This is a genomic window from Pseudomonas sp. CFBP2511, from assembly GCF_030209255.1.
Classification (GTDB): Bacteria; Pseudomonadota; Gammaproteobacteria; order Pseudomonadales; family Pseudomonadaceae; genus Aquipseudomonas; species Aquipseudomonas avellanae.
On the sequence record NZ_JARVSI010000033.1, the window covers coordinates 1 to 16141 of the forward strand.

A 16141-nucleotide genomic window follows, 5' to 3' on the forward strand; every position below is an offset into this window, starting at 1 on the left:
CATTTGAACACCCCCATTAGGTCGGATTGGTGTCCAACTTCTTGGGGGCAGTCCAAAATGTGGGAGTGACCGGGGCGGCGATCCGCATTGCTCACGAAGAGGCCGCTGCAGCCGCTTGATGTATCAGTCTCTGGCTCGGGTCAGTGACGTATACAATTCTGGCCGACGATCAACAAAGTAGTCGTTCACCGTTCTGGCCTGCGCCAGCAGTGCTTTGTCCAGCGTCCCCACCAGCAAGCCTTCGTCCTGACCTGCCAGCAGCGGGCGGCTGCCGTCCGGTGCGCAGAGACTGCTAAGCCCGCAGTAACGAATCTCGCCTTCGCTGCCGCAATAGTTGGCGTATACAACGTAACAGTGGTTCTCGAACGCCCGCGCCCGCACGGTCACGTCACAGACAAAGTCGTAAGGCGCCATATTCGCGGTCGGCACCAGGATCAGCTCGGCCCCTGCCAGCGCCAGCCGGCGAGTGTTTTCGGGGAATTCCACGTCGTAGCAAATCAGCATGCCCAATCGCCAGCCGTTCAATTCGACCACCGGGAAATAGTCTGCGCCCGCGGAGAACATCGATCTGTCCAGCTCACTGAACAAATGCGTCTTGCGGTAGTTGCACAGACTGACGCCGTGCTCGTCGATCAGTTGCACAGCGTTGTACACCTGCTGATCGGTATCGCGCTCCGGGTAGCCGTACAGGATCGCAATGCCATTGGCCTTCGCGATCGCAGCGATGCGCGTAGCTGCCGAACCGTCGTGTGCCTGAGCCAGCTCACTGACCGCTTGGGCGCCAATGTTGTAGCCGGTCAGAAACATCTCCGGGCAAATCAGCACATTCGCACCTTGTGCGGCGGCGCTGACGGCCTGTTGCTCCAGACGAGCCAGGTTGCCGCTGATGTCCAGCGGCAGTGGCGGGCATTGATACAGCGCTATGCGCATGACGTTTTCCCTGGTTGTCAGTCAGCCAGCGTGATCGGGCCGATTTCGTGGAATACATCGCCGGGGCCCGGGTTTTCAGCGTGAGTCTTGCCGCCAAAGTGATTCATGATGCCCCATACCGCATTCAGCGACGTCTGCACCGCGCCTTCTACCCAGGCTGGCGTCCAGGACACATCGTCACCGGCGATGAACATGCCGCGCTGTTCGCTGGGCATGTCCTGCTGCATGAAGTGCGCGTACATGCGCTGGTTGTAGCGGTAATGGCCCGGCAGCGCACCCTTGAACGCGCCGAGGAAGTGCGGATCGGCTTCCCACGAAACTGTGATCGGATCGCCGATGATGCGCGCCGCGATGTCCACTTTAGGGTAAATCTTTTTCAGCGCATCGAGCGCCAGCTTCACGCGCTTCTCGATGGGTTGCGGCAGCATCTTCAGTGCATCGCTCATCCACGAGTAGGACAGGCAGATCACCCCCGGCTTGTCGTCGCCGTTATCGAACAGATAAGTGCCACGGGTCAATCGGTCGGTGAGGGTCATGCTCATCAGGTCGCGACCGGTTTGCGGGTCCTTGTCTTTCCAGAACGGCCGGTCGACCATGACGAACGTCTTCGACGACTGCATGTAACGGGTGCGGTCCAGGGCCATCCACATCTTTTGCGAGAACAGCGATTCCTCGCACTCGATCTGGGTGGTCAGCAGCCAGCTTTGGCAGGTGGTCAGCACGGCGGCGTATTGCCGGGTGTCGCCCCAGTTGTCGGTCACGGCAAAGCTTCCATCCTCGGCTCGCGCAATGCGCTTCACGCCGGGGCGAGGCGCGCCACGATGTAACGAAGACAGGCTGGTGCCCTTCGGCCAATGGGCGCAACGCTCGGGCACGTGGCTCCATAACCCGACCGGCACTTGCTGCACGCCGCCGACGATCAGGTGCTGGTGCTCATCGCAGTTGGTCATCACCACGCGGAAGATTTCCAGCATCGAATTGGGGAAGTCCGAATCCCAGCCGCCAGTGCCGAAACCGACCTGGCCAAACACTTCGCGATGATAGAAGGACAGTTTGGCGAACGCCTTGGACGTCGCGACGAAGTCATAGAAGGTGCGGTCGTCCCACAACGGCACCAGCTTGTTCCACAGCTCCTTGAGACGCGGCACATCACGGTCGCGGATGGCTTGCTGGATGTCACCGAACTGCGAGCCGCTTTCCAGTGCGTCGGCCCAGGCATCGGCGACTTCCTGAAACAGGGCGGGCAGGTCCGATAGCATCTGCGCGTAATAAGTGGTGCCTTCCAGGTCGATGACCGTGCTGCCGGAGGCGGCCGTCAGCGGGTTGGGAAACGGCCTGGACTCAAGGCCCAGCTTGTCGACGTAGTGAAAGAACGCCGTCGATGACACCGGGAAGCGCATGCCGCCCAATTCGGCAACGATGCCTTTGGCGCCTTCGAACTCCTGCGAGCGCAGACGGCCGCCCATCTTGGAGGCTTCATACACCACGGGTTTGAGGCCCATCTTCATCAATTCGTAAGCCGCTACCAGCCCGGCAATACCGGCGCCGATAATCGCCACTTCTGCGCCATGATATTCAGCCGGAATGCTGCCCAGACCCTTCGGGTGCTCGATCCAGTCATCGAAGGCAAAGGGGAAATCAGGGCCGAACATGGTGATCGGCTTCTTGCCGTTGGCGGGGTGACGGTTGTTCTTCATGACGGACCTTGATGGGCAACGGCGAAAAACAACAGTCTAGATAAGCGCGAGCACGTTAATAAGACGCAAAGTGTCGTCGAAATGCAGTTTGTTTGTGCTAAATGACGAAGCTTGTGGTTGTTTTGAGTGTTTCGTCGTTATTCGCACTGAGTCAGACCGGCTGCCCACGGTCGATCTTGCTGCTGAGAATGATCGACGTGGTGGTTTTCTCCACGCCGTCCACGCTGCCAATCAGGTCAAGAAGCTGGTCCAGTTGCTCTGGAGAATCAGTGCGCAGCCAGGCGACATAATCGAACTCGCCACTCACCGCACACAATTGCTGAACCTGCGCCATCGCACTCAAGCGCCGTAGCACTTCCTTGCCCGAGCGCGGTTGTACGGTGATGCCGACATAGGCCTGCAAGCCGCCGTTGACCACGCGTTGGGCAAGACGCACGCCATAGCCGGTGATCACTTTGCTGCTTTCCAGCCGTGCAAGTCGCGAGGTGACGGTGGTGCGGGCGATGCCCAGTTGGCGGGCCAGCATGGCGATGCTTTCGCGTGCGTTGATTTGCAGCGCAGCGATCAATTTCTGATCAATTTCATCGAGCACGGGCGGGCGGGTTTCGGACACGGACATTTCCTTCAGAACTTCCAGCGTTTGGCGGTCTTGGCCAGACGTGCCTGCAAGCCGTCGAGGTTCTGCGCCAGTTGCTGAGTCATCAAGTGATAGCCCATCAATTCGGCCGGTATGACTGGCTGCACCGCTGGCGTTTCAGTCGTTTCAGGCGTACGTATCAAGCGCTCGGTCGCGCCGGTTTGCAGCGCGCGAGCCATGCCGATCAACTGCCGACGGATCTGCCGGTAATCGCCGTCCAGCGAGCCTTTCAACGATTCACCCGCCACCTTGTCCAGGTCGGCAGGACGAATGTTGGCGAGAATTTCCAGGGTGCTCAGGCACATGCGGAAATGCCCCTGAATGGCGTCCAGTTCGACCATGGACATCTTGACTTCCTTGGAGACCGACGGCAGCAGCGAGCGCAATTGCAGCATCGTGGCGTTGAGCCTGGCCGTGAGCTTGAGGTGCTCGTCAGCGGTGACCGGCTGGCCTTGCACAATGCGTCCGTACACCTTGGCGCAGTCACGCAGGCCGCTGGCCAGGTTGTAGCGCCACGAAAACACGGCGTACAACGGCAGCGCGAATGAGAAAGCCAGCGCCAGCGCGATACCAATCAGGATATCGACCGTGCGCCACAGCCCGTCGCTGATCGGGTTGTAGCCGTGCCCGGCGACGATAAACAGCGTAATCGCCGAGAGCAGCGCGGTGTAGCCGCCCTTGCCGATGGCGTGATAGGCGAAAAAGCCGCACAGCACCGACATCATTGCGTAGGTCAGCAGTGGCATTTCCAGATAACCCTGCTGCACCACCACAATCAGGCCGAGCCCGGCGCCGATCAGCGTCCCGTAGGCCCGCTCGACTGACTTTTTGCCGATATTGCCGTGATGCTGCAAACCGCCGATCACGATCAGCATGGTCACCGACGCCCATTCGCCATGCGGCAAATTCAGGCCAGTGGTCAGCAGGATGGTTACCAGCAACCCCACCGCAATCCGCGCCGCATGGATCAGCCGCGCATGCCGGTAACGGCGATACGGATCCAGCAAAGGACGCAGAACAGGGCGAAGCCAGGAGGGTATGAAAGCAGAGCGCGAATTCGTCATGCGTTAAGAGACCGCGAGGGTAGGGAAGAGATCCCTGATTGGATGATGGTAGGCCTCAGTAAGCCACATTTGACCGGCGATGGGTGGGGTTTGTTGGTGATCGGTGAGCATGGCCTTGCGCACATGAACGGTAGGAAAAGAGCTCTGAATGCAGTAAGAGCAAGATTTATGTCTTCTTAAGGTGGCTCTATATGAAGCTTTATCGTGGTTAATGCGTGTTTTCATGAGCCATTATCAGCAGCCAAAGGTGTGCATACGTGCTACTTTGTGATCTCTTGATTTCCCGCGCCCTGCTTGCCGGTATTGCTCATGAAAGCTTTTTTCCCCGTTCAATGCACCGACACGCTGATGCGGATCGCCCTGCTGGTGAAGCAGGCCAGGCTGCAGCAGGGCGTTCGCCAGATCGATCTCGCCGAGAGGCTGGGCATCACGCTTCGCACGTTCCGCCGCATTGAAGCCGGCAGCGCAGACGGCGTATCGCTGCGCGACTTCATGTTGGTGGTCTGGGGCCTTGGCGTGTCAGAGCGCTTGTTTCAGGGGCTGCGAGACGACGAGTCGTTCAGCGTCGAACAGCTTGAAGCTGCCGACCGCAAGCGCGTCCGCTTGCCCAGGAACAGGCCGGAGGATTTCTGATGGCTCAGGCTTATATTTACATGGAGTGCCCTGTCAGCGGGCAGACGCTTACGCTGGGCAAGCTGACGATTCAGTCCGGTGTCGGGACTTTTCAGTATTCACCTGATGCGGTGCAGGAAAACATCTGGGTGCCGGATCCTTTCAGGTATCCGCTGTCTGCGCGCTCTTATTCCGTGACGAAAAATGGCGGCGTTCCCGGTTTTATTGACGACGCCATGCCGGACGGCTGGGGTGAGCGGCTGTTGCATCGGGTTGAGAAAGGCCCGCTGGATTCGATCCAGCTTCTGCTCAAGTCCCCCAACGGCGACAGAGCGGGCAACATCATGGCCGGTGCGGCGCGCGTGCCGCAGGACGGGTTGGGCCAGACGCCTCCCAAGGCCCTGCATGCCAGAGGCCTCGATCACTTTATCGATACTTGCGAAGCAATCTATGACAGCCAACTCACTGCTGAGCAACTGGAGATTCTCAAGGTCAGGGATCAGCGATCCTCGGCAGGTGGCGCTCGTCCAAAGCGAACCTACCTGTTCGACAAGAAGTTGATCCTGGCCAAGCCCCGTGACAAATTCGATCACTATGATCTGCCTTCTGTAGAGCATGCCTGCATGACATTCGCAGGGCTCAAAGGGCTTCAGGCGGCCAACACGTCGCTGTATCGCAGCGAAAGAATCAATACGCTTTTGGTCGAGCGCTTTGACCGGTTTTTTGAAGAGCGTAGCGGTCGTTTTCGGCGGCTGCCGATGCTCAGCGGGCTGACCTTGCTGGATGCCGAGTGGAAAGCGCGTAGCCATCCGGATTGGCAATACGCTGCACTCGCTGACGAGCTCTATCGCCGGGGGGCTCCCGATCAGGACAGGCGAGAGCTGTATCGGCGCATGGCCTATAACGTGCTGGTCGGCAATGCCGATGACCATCCTCGTAACCACGCGGTTATCTTTAAAGACGGCACCTGGCGACTGTCGCCCATGTACGACGTGCTGCCGATTCTGGACGAAGGGCCTGCTCAGGTGCTTGCCATGTCGGTGGGTATCGAAGGGCCGCGTCTCAATCGAGGCAATCTGTTGAGCCAGCACAGTCACTTTGCGCTGAACAAGTCGCAAGCTGAAGCCGTGCTGGATGAGGTCGCAAGCTGGGAGGCCGAACTGCACGACTACTACAGCCAGTTCCTTGCTGGCGCGGAACTGGATGCTGCGGTCACTGCGACCAGTGGGGCGCGCCTGAAGCGTTAGCAGCGCCGTTGGTTTTGCGGCTCGCTACAGTGCAGACCAATTGATCTGATAGCGTGTACTTCGACCGCCACCTGGCAAGCGCACCAGGCAGTTGTTGGCGAGCAGGGCGCTTAAATGACGGGTAGCCGTGGCTTTGGAAACTTTCGCCACGGCTTGATACTGCGCAGCGCTCAGCCCCTCTTCAAAACCGTGCTCGCCTCCGTCAAGCAGACGATTGAGCACCTTTACCTGCTCGGCGGAAAAGCCGTCGCGGGTGTGCAGTTGCCAAAACCGTGTTTTGGCCAGCACGCGTTCAATGCGAGCCAAGGCATGCTCAATACTGCTCAGCAATGTGCGCAGAAACCACTCCAGCCATTGGGTTATGTCGGTCGTGCTTTTCTGGCTGGCCTCCAATACGCGGTAATACCCGGTCCGGTCGTCGAGGATGCTGGCCGACATGGCGAACAGACGAATGGCCTGCTGATCGCCCTGAGCCAGTGCCAGGTCAGTCAGTGCTCGTGTCAGACGACCATTGCCGTCATCAAAGGGATGCAGCGTCACAAACCAGAAATGTGCAATACCGGCACGTATGAATGGGTCAAGACGCTGGTCATTCTGGCTGGTGGCAAACCAGTCGATAAAATCGTCCAACTGCCGGGAAAGCACCGGGCGGGGTGGCGCTTCAAAATGCACCTTTGGCCGATCAAGTCTTCTGGAAACAACCTGCATGGGATCGTCGCCACGCAGTTGGCCGACCAGAATGCGCCCGGAGACTGAGTTGTCCTCCGCTGAAAACAGCCAGCGATGCCAGTCATACAGACGCTGCAAGTCAAGCGCCTGGGCGTGTCCTCGGGTGGCGTCCAGCATCAGTTCGGCCAACCCCTCACTGCGAGGGCTCAGCTTGCCTTTATCGGCAATTCCCAGGCGACGGGCCAGTGAAGACCTTACAGAGCCCGCATTCAACTGCTCGCCTTCAATGGCAGACGAGGTGATGATGTTCTGTAGCAGCTTATCCAGAACCTCCTGCATTCCGGTATTGCCAGCCACAGCACCGCTCATACCCAGCAACTGCCCTTGAGCCTTGGCACATGCCCGCAGTAACGGTGCGATGCGTTCTTCGTCCCAGCTGAAAAACGGCCAGTCCGGTTGCTGCCAGATCCAGAGATGTTCGGACATCGGATATGCCTGTGCAGTGAGCCGAATAAAGGATTTATTCGGCTCATGAGATGAGCCGATTGTGCAGGCTATTCGGCTCATCTTCCAGCGTCGCTTCTTTGGGTGGGTAAAATATTCGGGTTTGCATCTGTCGAACACCCGTTTAAGGGAACCCATAGAGCTTGCCTGCCACTTAAGTCGGCACAGTCAGGCCCGTCACGGGTAATCTGATGCTATTGATTGATCGCCAAGTGGACTCTATCCCGCATGAAAAAATGTATTGCTCTGCTCCTTACTCTGGTCGTCTGCGAAGGTGCATTGGCAGGAACGGCACGTGATGAACAGAACATCACGTCTTACATCGACAGTCACGGCACCGAACAGATCGCGTTGCTTGAGAAGCTGGTCAACATCAACAGCGGGACAGACAACGTTGAGGGTGTCGTCAAGGTCGGTAACCTGATCAAGCCGGAGCTGGAGGCGTTGGGTTTCGAGACCACCTGGCACGACCTGCCCTCGGCAATGAACCATGCCGGCAGCCTTGTTGCTGTGCATGACGGCAGCAAGTCTGCAAAACGTATTCTGCTGATAGGCCATCTGGATACGGTCTTTCCTCAAACAAGCCGCTTTCAGACGTTCGCTTACCTGGACGGCGGCAAAAAAGCCAAGGGGCCCGGCGTCATTGATGACAAAGGCGGCGTGGTCACGATGCTTTATGCATTACAGGCGCTCAAGCACAGCGGCGCGCTGGAAAAGATGAACATCTCGGTAGTCTTGATAGGCGATGAAGAGCTGGCGGCCAAACCGACCGAGATTTCCAGAGAGTGGCTGATCGCCGAAGCCAAAAGAAGCGACATTGCGCTGGGCTTCGAATTCGCCTTGTCGCCCAATCAACTGATCACCGAGCGAAGAGGGCTGAGTGAATGGTTTTTGACCAGCACCGGTATCGACAAACATTCAGCGACGATCTTTCAGCCTGAGACCGGTTTTGGTGCGATGTACGAGTCGGCCCGAGTGCTTGACGAGATTCGTCAGAAACTGTCGAACGAGCAGGGCCTGACCATCAATCCGGGACTCATTCTGGGCGGCTCAACGGCTGTGGAAGATAGTGCCAGTGGGCAAGGCACGGCTTCTGGAAGAAAGACAACAGTTGCCCGGATCACGTCGGTGCATGGTGATTTGCGCTTCAGCAGTGAAGACCAGAGAGCCTCTGCGGAAACCCGAATGAAGGACATAGCCAGTCACCCGCTGCCGCAGACCAACAGCGACCTGAAAATAAAAGCCATCATGCCGGTCATGGCGGATCGCGAAAGCAATCGCCAACTACTGGCAGCCTACAGTCAGGTCAGCCAGGATCTCGACGGACCTGCTCTGGAGTCGGCGCCCTCAGCAGAACGAGGCGGCGCAGATATTTCCTATGTGAACAAGTATGTGACTGCGAGCCTGGACGGTCTTGGTGCGTGGGGGGCAGGTGCGCACAGTGAAAATGAAACCATCGAGTTGGGCTCCTTGCCCGTGGTGACGAAACGGGCGGCTATTTTCCTGAGCCGCTATGGTAACCAGTGATTTGTCTTGGACAGGCGCAAGCTCTTTCGGGCTCTTTACAGTGACCAAGGGGGAAACTCCATGAAGTTCGACCTGCGCAGATCGTCGGACTCTGGCTGCCGCCTGACACTGACCACGAACCGCGGGCAAAGGGATCAGGCGCTGGCAATTATCCCGGTAAGCTTGTCGAGCTATTCGGCCATTATTTGCTTGTAGCGCTTTTGATATTCAGCATAAGGAAGACTCTGATCTTTAAGCAGATCGAGCTGTTGCTGCTGGTAGGCTTCTTTTGTCAGGGGGGATGTGCCGGCAACTGAGTTCGAACCTTGGGTGCCTTTCAACCCAGCGGCGCCTTTGGGAAATAACTGGTTGGTCATCTCGGTGATCTTTTTCTCTGCATTGATAAACTTGTCGATCACACGTCCACCGCCCCAGCGCGAATCATATTCAGCCTGGCCCACTTGCTGACCAAATTGATAAACGCGAATGTCGGCATAACTCATGTAAATGGCCACGTCCCAACTCCAGGTTCCGATATAGGTTGTCGTCAGAGGGCAGCTGGACGGGCTGCTGCCCGGCGGAATCTGACGTGTATGAAAGCCTTTCTCGGTCAGCAACCTGACGTAGGTCGTATTGAACCCTTCGCGCAGACCCTTAGCAGGAATCATGCAGATTTCCGGTGCCAGGTCCTGAGAAAGCTGAACGGGAGTCACCGTTTGGTTGATGGTGCAGCCCGATGCCAATACTGCGGATGCCACTATGATGGAGATATAAAGGGTGCGCATGGCGACCTCCTTGTCATTAATAAGGCCGGCAAGGTACCACGGCTTTTACTGATTCATTGTCCCGTCCTGGTTAGAGGGCATCTGTCCGTGTTCCCCAGCCAGGTACTTCGCCATCGCCGCGAAGCGTCGCCGGGTTTCAATTTCAAACAACCTGTTGATCAGCGAATCAAACATCCACCCCAGCCAGCGGGGTCTCAAACGCAGATTGAACGTATACGTCAGTTCTGACGTGTTATCGCCGAGGTCTTTGTGGTGCATAGACGCTGCCCATTCCTGAAAGCAACCTTGAGGTTCTATCAGGACGGCAGCAGCAACGTGGTGTGAGGGCTTGTAGTTCACAAAGCGCGTGCGCATGGCAAAGAGGCGTTTCCAGCCACGCCCTTGGTTGGACGAAATGGCCCCCACGTAAGGATGACTGCTGCCGTCTTCGACCACCGCGCTGGATAACAGGCTGTCCCAGCGTGTGCGAATGTCATGGTTGTGGAATGTCTCAAATGCTTGAGTCGCAGAGCAAGGCATGATCAGCCTGATTCGCCTTACGGGCATGGGGGTATGGCCCTTTTTGATTGCGTTTGTAAAGGAGCGCTGAGCGAGATCCGCCGAAGCCTTCGTTTACCCTTTGGTTGGGAAGGTATTCGCGCCAAATCGCTAAGCTGAAAGCCACATTGGCGTGCCGTCCATCAGAAGACCTACTGGTAAAAGTCGCGCTTCGCCGTAAGCTCGTTTCGTTTATTGCGTTTTTCGTTTATTTCGAATAAAAAGACGGTATGTGCGCTGAGCAGCGACCATGATTACGTAATGTACCGTACTGGAGAAAATTATGAGCAGCGCAAACGCCACTCGCACCGTTCTTCCTGGGGAGAAAGAAATCGCTGCGGCGGTTGAATCAAGTCGGCAATTAGCAGCGTTTCTTACAACGAAATGTGACACCCAGCGCATTGAGCTTGTGGACGAAACGCAACAGCGCGAAGTCGTCGAGCTGCCTATGTTTGCACTCCGTTTGCTCGGCGAAATTCTCAGTGAGCTTGCGCTGGGTAACGCCGTCAAGGTGGTCCCCATTCATGCTGAACTCACTACTCAGGAAGCAGCAGACATGCTCAATGTGTCCCGGCCTCATCTGGTGAAGATGCTGGACCAAGGCATGTTGCCGCACACTAAAACCGGCAGGCACCGCCGAGTCAAATTTGCTGATTTGATGAGCTACAAGCAGCAGCGCGACCAGGCAAGTCGCGAAGCCATGGACGAGTTGGCCGCGCAAGCCCAGGAACTAGGGATGGGATATGAATGAGGCATTCGCCGTTTACAGCTTTCTATGACGCCAACGTCCTATACCCGGCACCGCTTCGTGACTTTCTGATGCACTTGGCATTGACTGGCGTGTACCGCGCACGCTGGTCTTCTCAAATTCATGACGAGTGGAAGCGCAACCTTCTGATCAATCGTCCAGAGCTTACCCGTGAGCAACTGGATCGCACGTCTGCGCTGATGGATAAGGCAGTGCCGGACGGTCTGGTACCCTTTGAGGTATGCTTCGCGCTCATGTTTCAAGACTGCGGTCACTTTCAAGCGGTAGGCACATCAAGACGAAATCTAGCTAGAACCTATCCGCATCAATTACTGACGGTTTAGAGAGACGACTGAAAAGAAGTTGCCATTTGCGTCGGCATACAACACTTTCCAGAGATCGGTTGAAGCTATCGTCTGGACTTGCCTGAAGGGCATGTGAGTCGTGCGTTAAGGTATACGTCCGCTAGGCATGACATGATGAATGGCGAAGACATACTGGCGCTGCAACGAGTCTTGGGCCACACTGCTTTGCTATGACACGAGAGTTTGCTGATTTTAGTCTGAGTGAATAGGCATAACTAAAGCTTTTTAACTATGCTGTCTTCAAAAAAGAAAAATTTTAAGGAATTGAAATGCTCATAACAAAGCTGACTTTAAAGAACTGGCGAAATTTTAAGAAGTTAGAGGTTCCTTTTAATACTCGCACTTACATTATAGGTGCGAACGCAACAGGAAAGTCAAACCTGCTTGACGTGTTTAGGTTCTTGCGTGATATCTGTAAACCGGCAGGTGGTGGGCTACAAAAAGCAATCGAGGATAGAGGCGGAATCAAGAAGCTTCGGTGTCTACAGGCTCGAACTGATATCGAAGTTAGAATTGATGTTGAAATTTCTGAAGAGGTTGGGGAGGAACCAGTCTGGACATACTCGTTAGGGTTTAAACCTGAAGGGAAGGGGGCGCAACGTATATTGGTTACTAGAGAAGTGGCGACGTTCAAAGGAAAGAATGTGATCAACCGTCCTACTGCTGCCGATAAGAAAGATGTTGCTCGCTTGACGCAAACGGCCCTTGAGCAAATAAATGCGAACGTTAAATTTAGGGGGGTCGCTGATTTCATGCAAGAAGCAACATATTTGCACCTAGTTCCCCAGCTATTAAAGCACGCAGAAATAAGTGGGAGAACTCTAGAAGGAGACCCCTTTGGTCAAGGGTTAATGCAAAGGATTGCAAAAACGCCACAGAAAACCCGTGAAGCCAAGCTTAGGCGAATTCAAGTTGCATTGGCGAAAGCTGTTCCGCAATTTAGTGAGCTAAAGTTTGAACTTGATAAAGTTACTGGGCAGCCTCATCTCATGGCTTCGTATCAGCATTGGCGCAACCATGGCGCTTGGCAGAGGGAGGATCAATTTTCAGATGGTACGTTGAGGTTGATTGGTTTGTTGTGGATGCTGCAGGAGAGTACAACGTTATTGCTTTTAGAAGAGCCCGAGCTGTCACTAAATGATGCTATTGTTTCTCATATACCATTAATGATTGATCGTATATTAAGGCAGCAGAAGGCCGCTGGTAGGCAGGTTATCATAACAACGCACAGTGAAGCGCTTTTAAAGAACCCGTTGGACAGTAATGCTATCGTACTACTGGAAACCAGTCCGGACGGCACTACCGCTCGTATGGCTTCTGAAGAGGAAAAAATGATGATGGACGCAGGTTTGTCTCCTGCCGATGTAATGCTACCTAAAGCTAGGCCTGCAGAGATTGACCAGCTAGGATTATTTTCATAATGGTTGATTTTTTTGTTATGGGAGAAGACCAGCTCTGTTGTGAATTAGCAATCGCGATCGTTCGTCAGGTTTGTCCTGGATCGAGTATAGCCAATCAGATATGTGCGGGAGGGTTTGGCCCTTTCAAGGATAAAATAACGGCCTTAAACAGTATCGCTACAAGAATGCCAGTGCTAATGCTTGCCGATGGTGATCAGGACAACTGTGTTGTTAAACAGCGAAATTCGTGGATGCCTGCGCGCGCGCACGAAAATTTAATTCTACGGCTGGCGGTTAGGGAAGCTGAAAGCTGGGTTCTAGCTGATCATGAGGGGTTTAGCCAATTTGCAGAGTTGAGTGCTGCGGCTTTGCCGCCATTACCAGATGAAATCAGGGATCCGAAAGAAGCACTGATTGGGCTCATCGGAAGAAGTAAGCGAAGAATTCTTCGCGATGAAATGCTCCCTAATAAACAAGCGCGAGCGAAAACTGGGTTGGGCTACAACCTTCACTTGACAGGTTTTGTCAAGGAGCAGTGGTGCGCTCAAAGAGCCTCGGAGCGGTCACCCAGCCTTGCAAGATCGATTCTTCGGGTCGAGAGATTTTTGTGATGCGTCACTTTTGGTGAACTTTGCATCGTAGAGAAGAGAAGCAGATAGCCTAAACTCAAACAAAAAACCAAAAAAGCCGCGCAATGCGCGGCTTTCAAAGGTGGTGGGCCCACACGGACTCGAACCGTGGACCAAAGGATTATGAGTCCTCTGCTCTAACCAACTGAGCTATGGGCCCTCAGTAGGCCGCGGATTATAACGGCGGTTTCGCGGCTGTGCTATCCGAAACGTCCGAAAGATTCGTAAGAAGGAATCTCTCGCTGAATTCGTCGGGCTGGAGGGGCAGGCTGATGATGTAGCCCTGGATCTGCTCGCAGCCTTCTTCGCTGAGAAATTGCTGCTGTTCGCGGGTCTCGACGCCTTCGGCGATCACGGTCAGTTGCATGCTGCGGCCCAGTGCGATGATGGCGCGGACGATGGCGGCGTCGTGGGTGTCTTCGGGCAGGCCGCGTATGAAGGACTGGTCGATCTTGAGGATGTCCAGTGGCAGGCGCTTGAGGTAGCTCAGCGAGGAATAACCGGTGCCGAAGTCGTCGATCGCCAGTTGCACGCCGAGTTGTTTCAGCTTGTGCAGCACGGCCAGCGCATCCTGTGTCTGGCTCATGATGAAGTTTTCGGTGATTTCCAGTTGCAGGCAATCCGGCACCAGGCCGTTGTCGGTGAGCAACTGTTCAATGCGCTCGACCAGATTGGGCTGGCGCAGTTGGGCGCCGGCCAGGTTGACCGACATTGGCCCGAATGGTGTGCAGGTTTTCCGCCATGCGCCCATTTGGCGGCAGGCCTGTTCCAGCACCCAGTCGCCAATCTGCAGGATCATGCCGTTTTCTTCTGCCAGGGTGATGAAGTGTTCAGGTGGCACTTCGCCGAACGTCGGGTGGCTCCAGCGTATCAGTGCTTCTGCGCCGACCAGCGTGTGGGTCAGAAGGCTGATTTTGGGCTGGTAAGCCAGGCTCAGCTGATTGCGGTCCAGTGCTCTTCTCAGCTCCTGCTCAAGCGCAATGCGCTCACTGGCCTGTTCGGTCAGGTCGCGGGTGTAGCTTTCGACCCGATTGCGGCCCTGAGCCTTGGAGCGGTACATGGCGGCGTCGGCATTTTTGACCAGCGTCGCCACGTCGGTGCCGTCGGTGGGGAATACGCAGCTTCCGATGCTGGGGCTGATGTACAACTCGTGCTCGCCGGCTTCAAACGGCGTACTGAAGCAGGCCAGCAGCTTGTTGGCGATAGCCTTGGCGTCGCTGGGCTGCAGCAGGCCGGGCAGCAGAACGATGAACTCGTCACCGCCGAGTCGCGCCACAGTGTCGATGTCGCGCAGGGTTTCCTTGAGGCGGTGGGCAATACCCTTGAGCAGCAAATCGCCGACCGGATGGCCCAGGCTGTCGTTGATGTGCTTGAAGCGATCCAGGTCAAGAAACAGCACCGCGCCAAGGCTGCCGGACTCTTCGCTGTGCAGCAATGCGGACTGCAAGCGACTCTCGAACAGGGTGCGATTGGGCAGGCCGGTCAGCGGGTCGTGGTGAGCCTGGTAGTCGAGGCGCGCCTGGGCATGTTTGAGGCTGGAGATGTCTGCGAACACCGCGACAAAGTGCGTCAGAAGGTTCTCTTTGTTGCGTACGGCGCTGACGGTCAGCCAGCTCGGATAAAGCTCGCCGTTCTTGCGTCGGTTGCTGATCTCGCCTTGCCAGTGGCCTTCGGCTGTCAGCTGATGCCACATCGAGGCGTAGAATGCGCTGTCATGCTGGCCGGAGGCGAGCAGACGAGGTGTCTGGCCGATGGCCTCGCTCTCGCTGTAGCCGGTAATTTCAGTGAACGCGCGGTTTACGGCGCTTATTCGCTGGTCGGTATCGGTGATAAGCACGCCCTCGGCGGTGCTCTCGAAGACGGTGGCGGCCAGGTGCAGTTTTTCCTGCATCAACTGGCTTTCGGTTATGTCCCGCGAAATCGTCAGCAGGCACGCGTCGCCCGAGATGAGAAGCGGGTGCGAAGACAGTTCGCATACCCGGATACTGCCATTGACATTGCGAAGTCGAGCCCGAAAACCATGCACAACGCCGTGCTGCTTCAACTGCTCGATAAGCCTGGAGCGCTCGCTTAAATCAGCCCATATGCCCAGGTCGAACGTGGAATGTTCAAGGCAGTGCCGTTCGCTGTAACCCGTAATCCGGCAGAACCCTTCGTTGACCTCCAGAAGCATGCCGTCCTGCTGGCGAGTAATGGCGAGCCCGTCAGGCGCGGCATGAAAGGCTTTGGCGAACTTCTCCTCGGAAAGCTGCAGTTGCTGCTGGGCCTGTTTGAGTGCGGTGATGTCACGCACGACCACCAGCACTGCCGGTGTTGAGCCTTGATCGAAAGGTTGCGCAGACATCAGCCCTGAAAAGGTTCGCCCGTTCTTGCGGCGGAAGGGGATCTCGAGATTATGGATGTTGCCTGTTTGTAACTGTTGCAGCACTTTTGGGCCAATGCCCGGCACTGCCCATAGGTCAAGCTCAGTAGGTGTTTTACCAATGACTTCTTCGATGGAAAGCCCTGTGTGCTCAACAAATGCCTGATTGGCATCCATGATGTGCCCATCGATAAGGCTGGCGATGATCATGGCGTCCGGACATTGAGCGAAGACCGAAGCGAATCTGCCTTCTGACAGTCGCAACGCTTCCCGGTCGCTGATATCGATCATTAATCCAGCCATAAGTGGCTCAAGTCCGTGTTTGACCGCTGCTGATGATATGACCTTGGTAACACATGCCGAGCCAAGGTTTGACCCGAGAGCGTGTGTCCGGGGTGATACATAGGTGTAGGTCAATTAGCGGGGGGCCGCAACCAGACCAATGTCTG

Annotated in this window: 15 protein-coding genes, 1 tRNA gene and 1 pseudogene; 8 read left to right on the forward strand and 9 right to left on the reverse strand. The window is 56.0% G+C overall.

The features are described 5' to 3' along the window. Positions 1–123: 123 nt before the first annotated feature. The 4 genes from QRN38_RS25700 to QRN38_RS25715 all read right to left on the reverse strand — a co-directional run bounded on the left by QRN38_RS25700 (position 124) and on the right by QRN38_RS25715 (position 4328). Positions 124–930: a carbon-nitrogen hydrolase family protein gene (locus QRN38_RS25700; protein WP_005763805.1), complete on the reverse strand. Its 807-nt coding sequence runs from the start codon at positions 928–930 to the stop codon at positions 124–126. A gap of 17 nt (positions 931–947) precedes the next feature. Next, the gene (locus tag QRN38_RS25705) at positions 948–2627 is read right to left on the reverse strand and encodes a flavin monoamine oxidase family protein (protein WP_057415700.1); all 1680 of its coding nucleotides are present in this window, start codon (positions 2625–2627) and stop codon (positions 948–950) included. Between the two features lie 151 nt (positions 2628–2778). Beyond that, positions 2779–3240: an Lrp/AsnC family transcriptional regulator gene (locus QRN38_RS25710; protein WP_010208153.1), complete on the reverse strand. Its 462-nt coding sequence runs from the start codon at positions 3238–3240 to the stop codon at positions 2779–2781. A gap of 11 nt (positions 3241–3251) precedes the next feature. After that, complete coding sequence (locus tag QRN38_RS25715) at positions 3252–4328, reverse strand: FUSC family protein (protein ID WP_007244478.1); 1077 nt, start codon at positions 4326–4328, stop codon at positions 3252–3254. Between QRN38_RS25715 and QRN38_RS28090 the strand changes: the two genes are divergently transcribed. The 3 genes from QRN38_RS28090 (at position 4242) to QRN38_RS25725 (ending at position 6187) form a co-directional block, all read left to right on the forward strand. Further along, a complete protein-coding gene (locus QRN38_RS28090; RefSeq protein WP_074842959.1) occupies positions 4242–4508 on the forward strand; it encodes a hypothetical protein in 267 nt (88 codons plus the stop codon). The genes QRN38_RS25715 and QRN38_RS28090 overlap by 87 nt on opposite strands. A 129-nt stretch (positions 4509–4637) precedes the next feature. After that, complete coding sequence (locus tag QRN38_RS25720; RefSeq protein ID WP_005737537.1) at positions 4638–4961, forward strand: helix-turn-helix domain-containing protein; 324 nt, start codon at positions 4638–4640, stop codon at positions 4959–4961. Beyond that, positions 4961–6187 (forward strand): type II toxin-antitoxin system HipA family toxin, encoded by a 1227-nt coding sequence (locus QRN38_RS25725; protein ID WP_057418009.1) that lies wholly within the window; start codon positions 4961–4963, stop codon positions 6185–6187. The genes QRN38_RS25720 and QRN38_RS25725 overlap by 1 nt, the downstream gene beginning before the upstream one ends. Before the next feature lie 24 nt (positions 6188–6211). Here QRN38_RS25725 and QRN38_RS25730 read toward each other — a convergent pair whose 3' ends face one another. Further along, positions 6212–7342 carry a Fic family protein gene (locus tag QRN38_RS25730; RefSeq protein ID WP_057418008.1) on the reverse strand — a complete coding sequence of 377 codons (1131 nt, stop codon included), beginning with the start codon at positions 7340–7342 and terminating at the stop codon, positions 6212–6214. Positions 7343–7588: 246 nt separating this feature from the next. Here QRN38_RS25730 and QRN38_RS25735 point away from each other — a divergent pair, with 246 nt between their 5' ends. After that, positions 7589–8887: a M20 family metallopeptidase gene (locus QRN38_RS25735; protein ID WP_054089797.1), complete on the forward strand. Its 1299-nt coding sequence runs from the start codon at positions 7589–7591 to the stop codon at positions 8885–8887. A gap of 170 nt (positions 8888–9057) precedes the next feature. Here QRN38_RS25735 and QRN38_RS25740 read toward each other — a convergent pair whose 3' ends face one another. Then, on the reverse strand, positions 9058–9651 hold the full coding sequence (locus tag QRN38_RS25740) for an Sbal_3080 family lipoprotein (protein ID WP_057418007.1): 594 nt from the start codon (positions 9649–9651) through the stop codon (positions 9058–9060). Positions 9652–9696: 45 nt separating this feature from the next. Continuing rightward, positions 9697–10197: a hypothetical protein gene (locus QRN38_RS25745; protein WP_010208159.1), complete on the reverse strand. Its 501-nt coding sequence runs from the start codon at positions 10195–10197 to the stop codon at positions 9697–9699. 274 nt (positions 10198–10471) lie between these two features. Here QRN38_RS25745 and QRN38_RS25750 point away from each other — a divergent pair, with 274 nt between their 5' ends. The 4 genes and pseudogenes from QRN38_RS25750 (at position 10472) to QRN38_RS25765 (ending at position 13312) form a co-directional block, all read left to right on the forward strand. Then, positions 10472–10939 carry a helix-turn-helix domain-containing protein gene (locus tag QRN38_RS25750; protein ID WP_005763820.1) on the forward strand — a complete coding sequence of 156 codons (468 nt, stop codon included), beginning with the start codon at positions 10472–10474 and terminating at the stop codon, positions 10937–10939. Next, a pseudogene (locus tag QRN38_RS25755) lies at positions 10936–11166 on the forward strand (PIN domain-containing protein); the annotation flags it as partial. The gene QRN38_RS25750 and the pseudogene QRN38_RS25755, both read left to right, overlap by 4 nt. A 404-nt stretch (positions 11167–11570) precedes the next feature. Continuing rightward, positions 11571–12722 (forward strand): AAA family ATPase, encoded by a 1152-nt coding sequence (locus tag QRN38_RS25760; protein WP_024667186.1) that lies wholly within the window; start codon positions 11571–11573, stop codon positions 12720–12722. Then, a complete protein-coding gene (locus QRN38_RS25765) occupies positions 12722–13312 on the forward strand; it encodes a hypothetical protein (RefSeq protein WP_057418006.1) in 591 nt (196 codons plus the stop codon). Before QRN38_RS25760 ends, QRN38_RS25765 begins: the two co-directional genes overlap by 1 nt. A 101-nt stretch (positions 13313–13413) precedes the next feature. Here the strand turns inward: QRN38_RS25765 and QRN38_RS25770 are convergent. Continuing rightward, positions 13414–13490 (reverse strand) — tRNA-Ile (locus tag QRN38_RS25770). Between the two features lie 15 nt (positions 13491–13505). Then, positions 13506–15983: a sensor domain-containing protein gene (locus QRN38_RS25775; RefSeq protein ID WP_057418005.1), complete on the reverse strand. Its 2478-nt coding sequence runs from the start codon at positions 15981–15983 to the stop codon at positions 13506–13508. Positions 15984–16141: the final 158 nt, after the last annotated feature.

Excerpts from the sequence above, each read along its gene's own strand:
- QRN38_RS25700 (WP_005763805.1), bottom strand. The coding sequence starts at position 930 with ATGCGCATAGCGCTGTATCAATGCCCGCCACTGCCGCTGGACATCAGC.
- QRN38_RS25705 (WP_057415700.1), bottom strand. The coding sequence starts at position 2,627 with ATGAAGAACAACCGTCACCCCGCCAACGGCAAGAAGCCGATCACCATG.
- QRN38_RS28090 (WP_074842959.1), top strand. The coding sequence starts at position 4,242 with ATGCCGGTAACGGCGATACGGATCCAGCAAAGGACGCAGAACAGGGCG.
- QRN38_RS25715 (WP_007244478.1), bottom strand. The coding sequence starts at position 4,328 with ATGACGAATTCGCGCTCTGCTTTCATACCCTCCTGGCTTCGCCCTGTT.
- QRN38_RS25720 (WP_005737537.1), top strand. The coding sequence starts at position 4,638 with ATGAAAGCTTTTTTCCCCGTTCAATGCACCGACACGCTGATGCGGATC.
- QRN38_RS25725 (WP_057418009.1), top strand. The coding sequence starts at position 4,961 with ATGGCTCAGGCTTATATTTACATGGAGTGCCCTGTCAGCGGGCAGACG.
- QRN38_RS25730 (WP_057418008.1), bottom strand. The coding sequence starts at position 7,342 with ATGTCCGAACATCTCTGGATCTGGCAGCAACCGGACTGGCCGTTTTTC.
- QRN38_RS25735 (WP_054089797.1), top strand. The coding sequence starts at position 7,589 with ATGAAAAAATGTATTGCTCTGCTCCTTACTCTGGTCGTCTGCGAAGGT.
- QRN38_RS25740 (WP_057418007.1), bottom strand. The coding sequence starts at position 9,651 with ATGCGCACCCTTTATATCTCCATCATAGTGGCATCCGCAGTATTGGCA.
- QRN38_RS25745 (WP_010208159.1), bottom strand. The coding sequence starts at position 10,197 with ATGCCCGTAAGGCGAATCAGGCTGATCATGCCTTGCTCTGCGACTCAA.
- QRN38_RS25750 (WP_005763820.1), top strand. The coding sequence starts at position 10,472 with ATGAGCAGCGCAAACGCCACTCGCACCGTTCTTCCTGGGGAGAAAGAA.
- QRN38_RS25760 (WP_024667186.1), top strand. The coding sequence starts at position 11,571 with ATGCTCATAACAAAGCTGACTTTAAAGAACTGGCGAAATTTTAAGAAG.
- QRN38_RS25765 (WP_057418006.1), top strand. The coding sequence starts at position 12,722 with ATGGTTGATTTTTTTGTTATGGGAGAAGACCAGCTCTGTTGTGAATTA.
- QRN38_RS25775 (WP_057418005.1), bottom strand. The coding sequence starts at position 15,983 with ATGATCGATATCAGCGACCGGGAAGCGTTGCGACTGTCAGAAGGCAGA.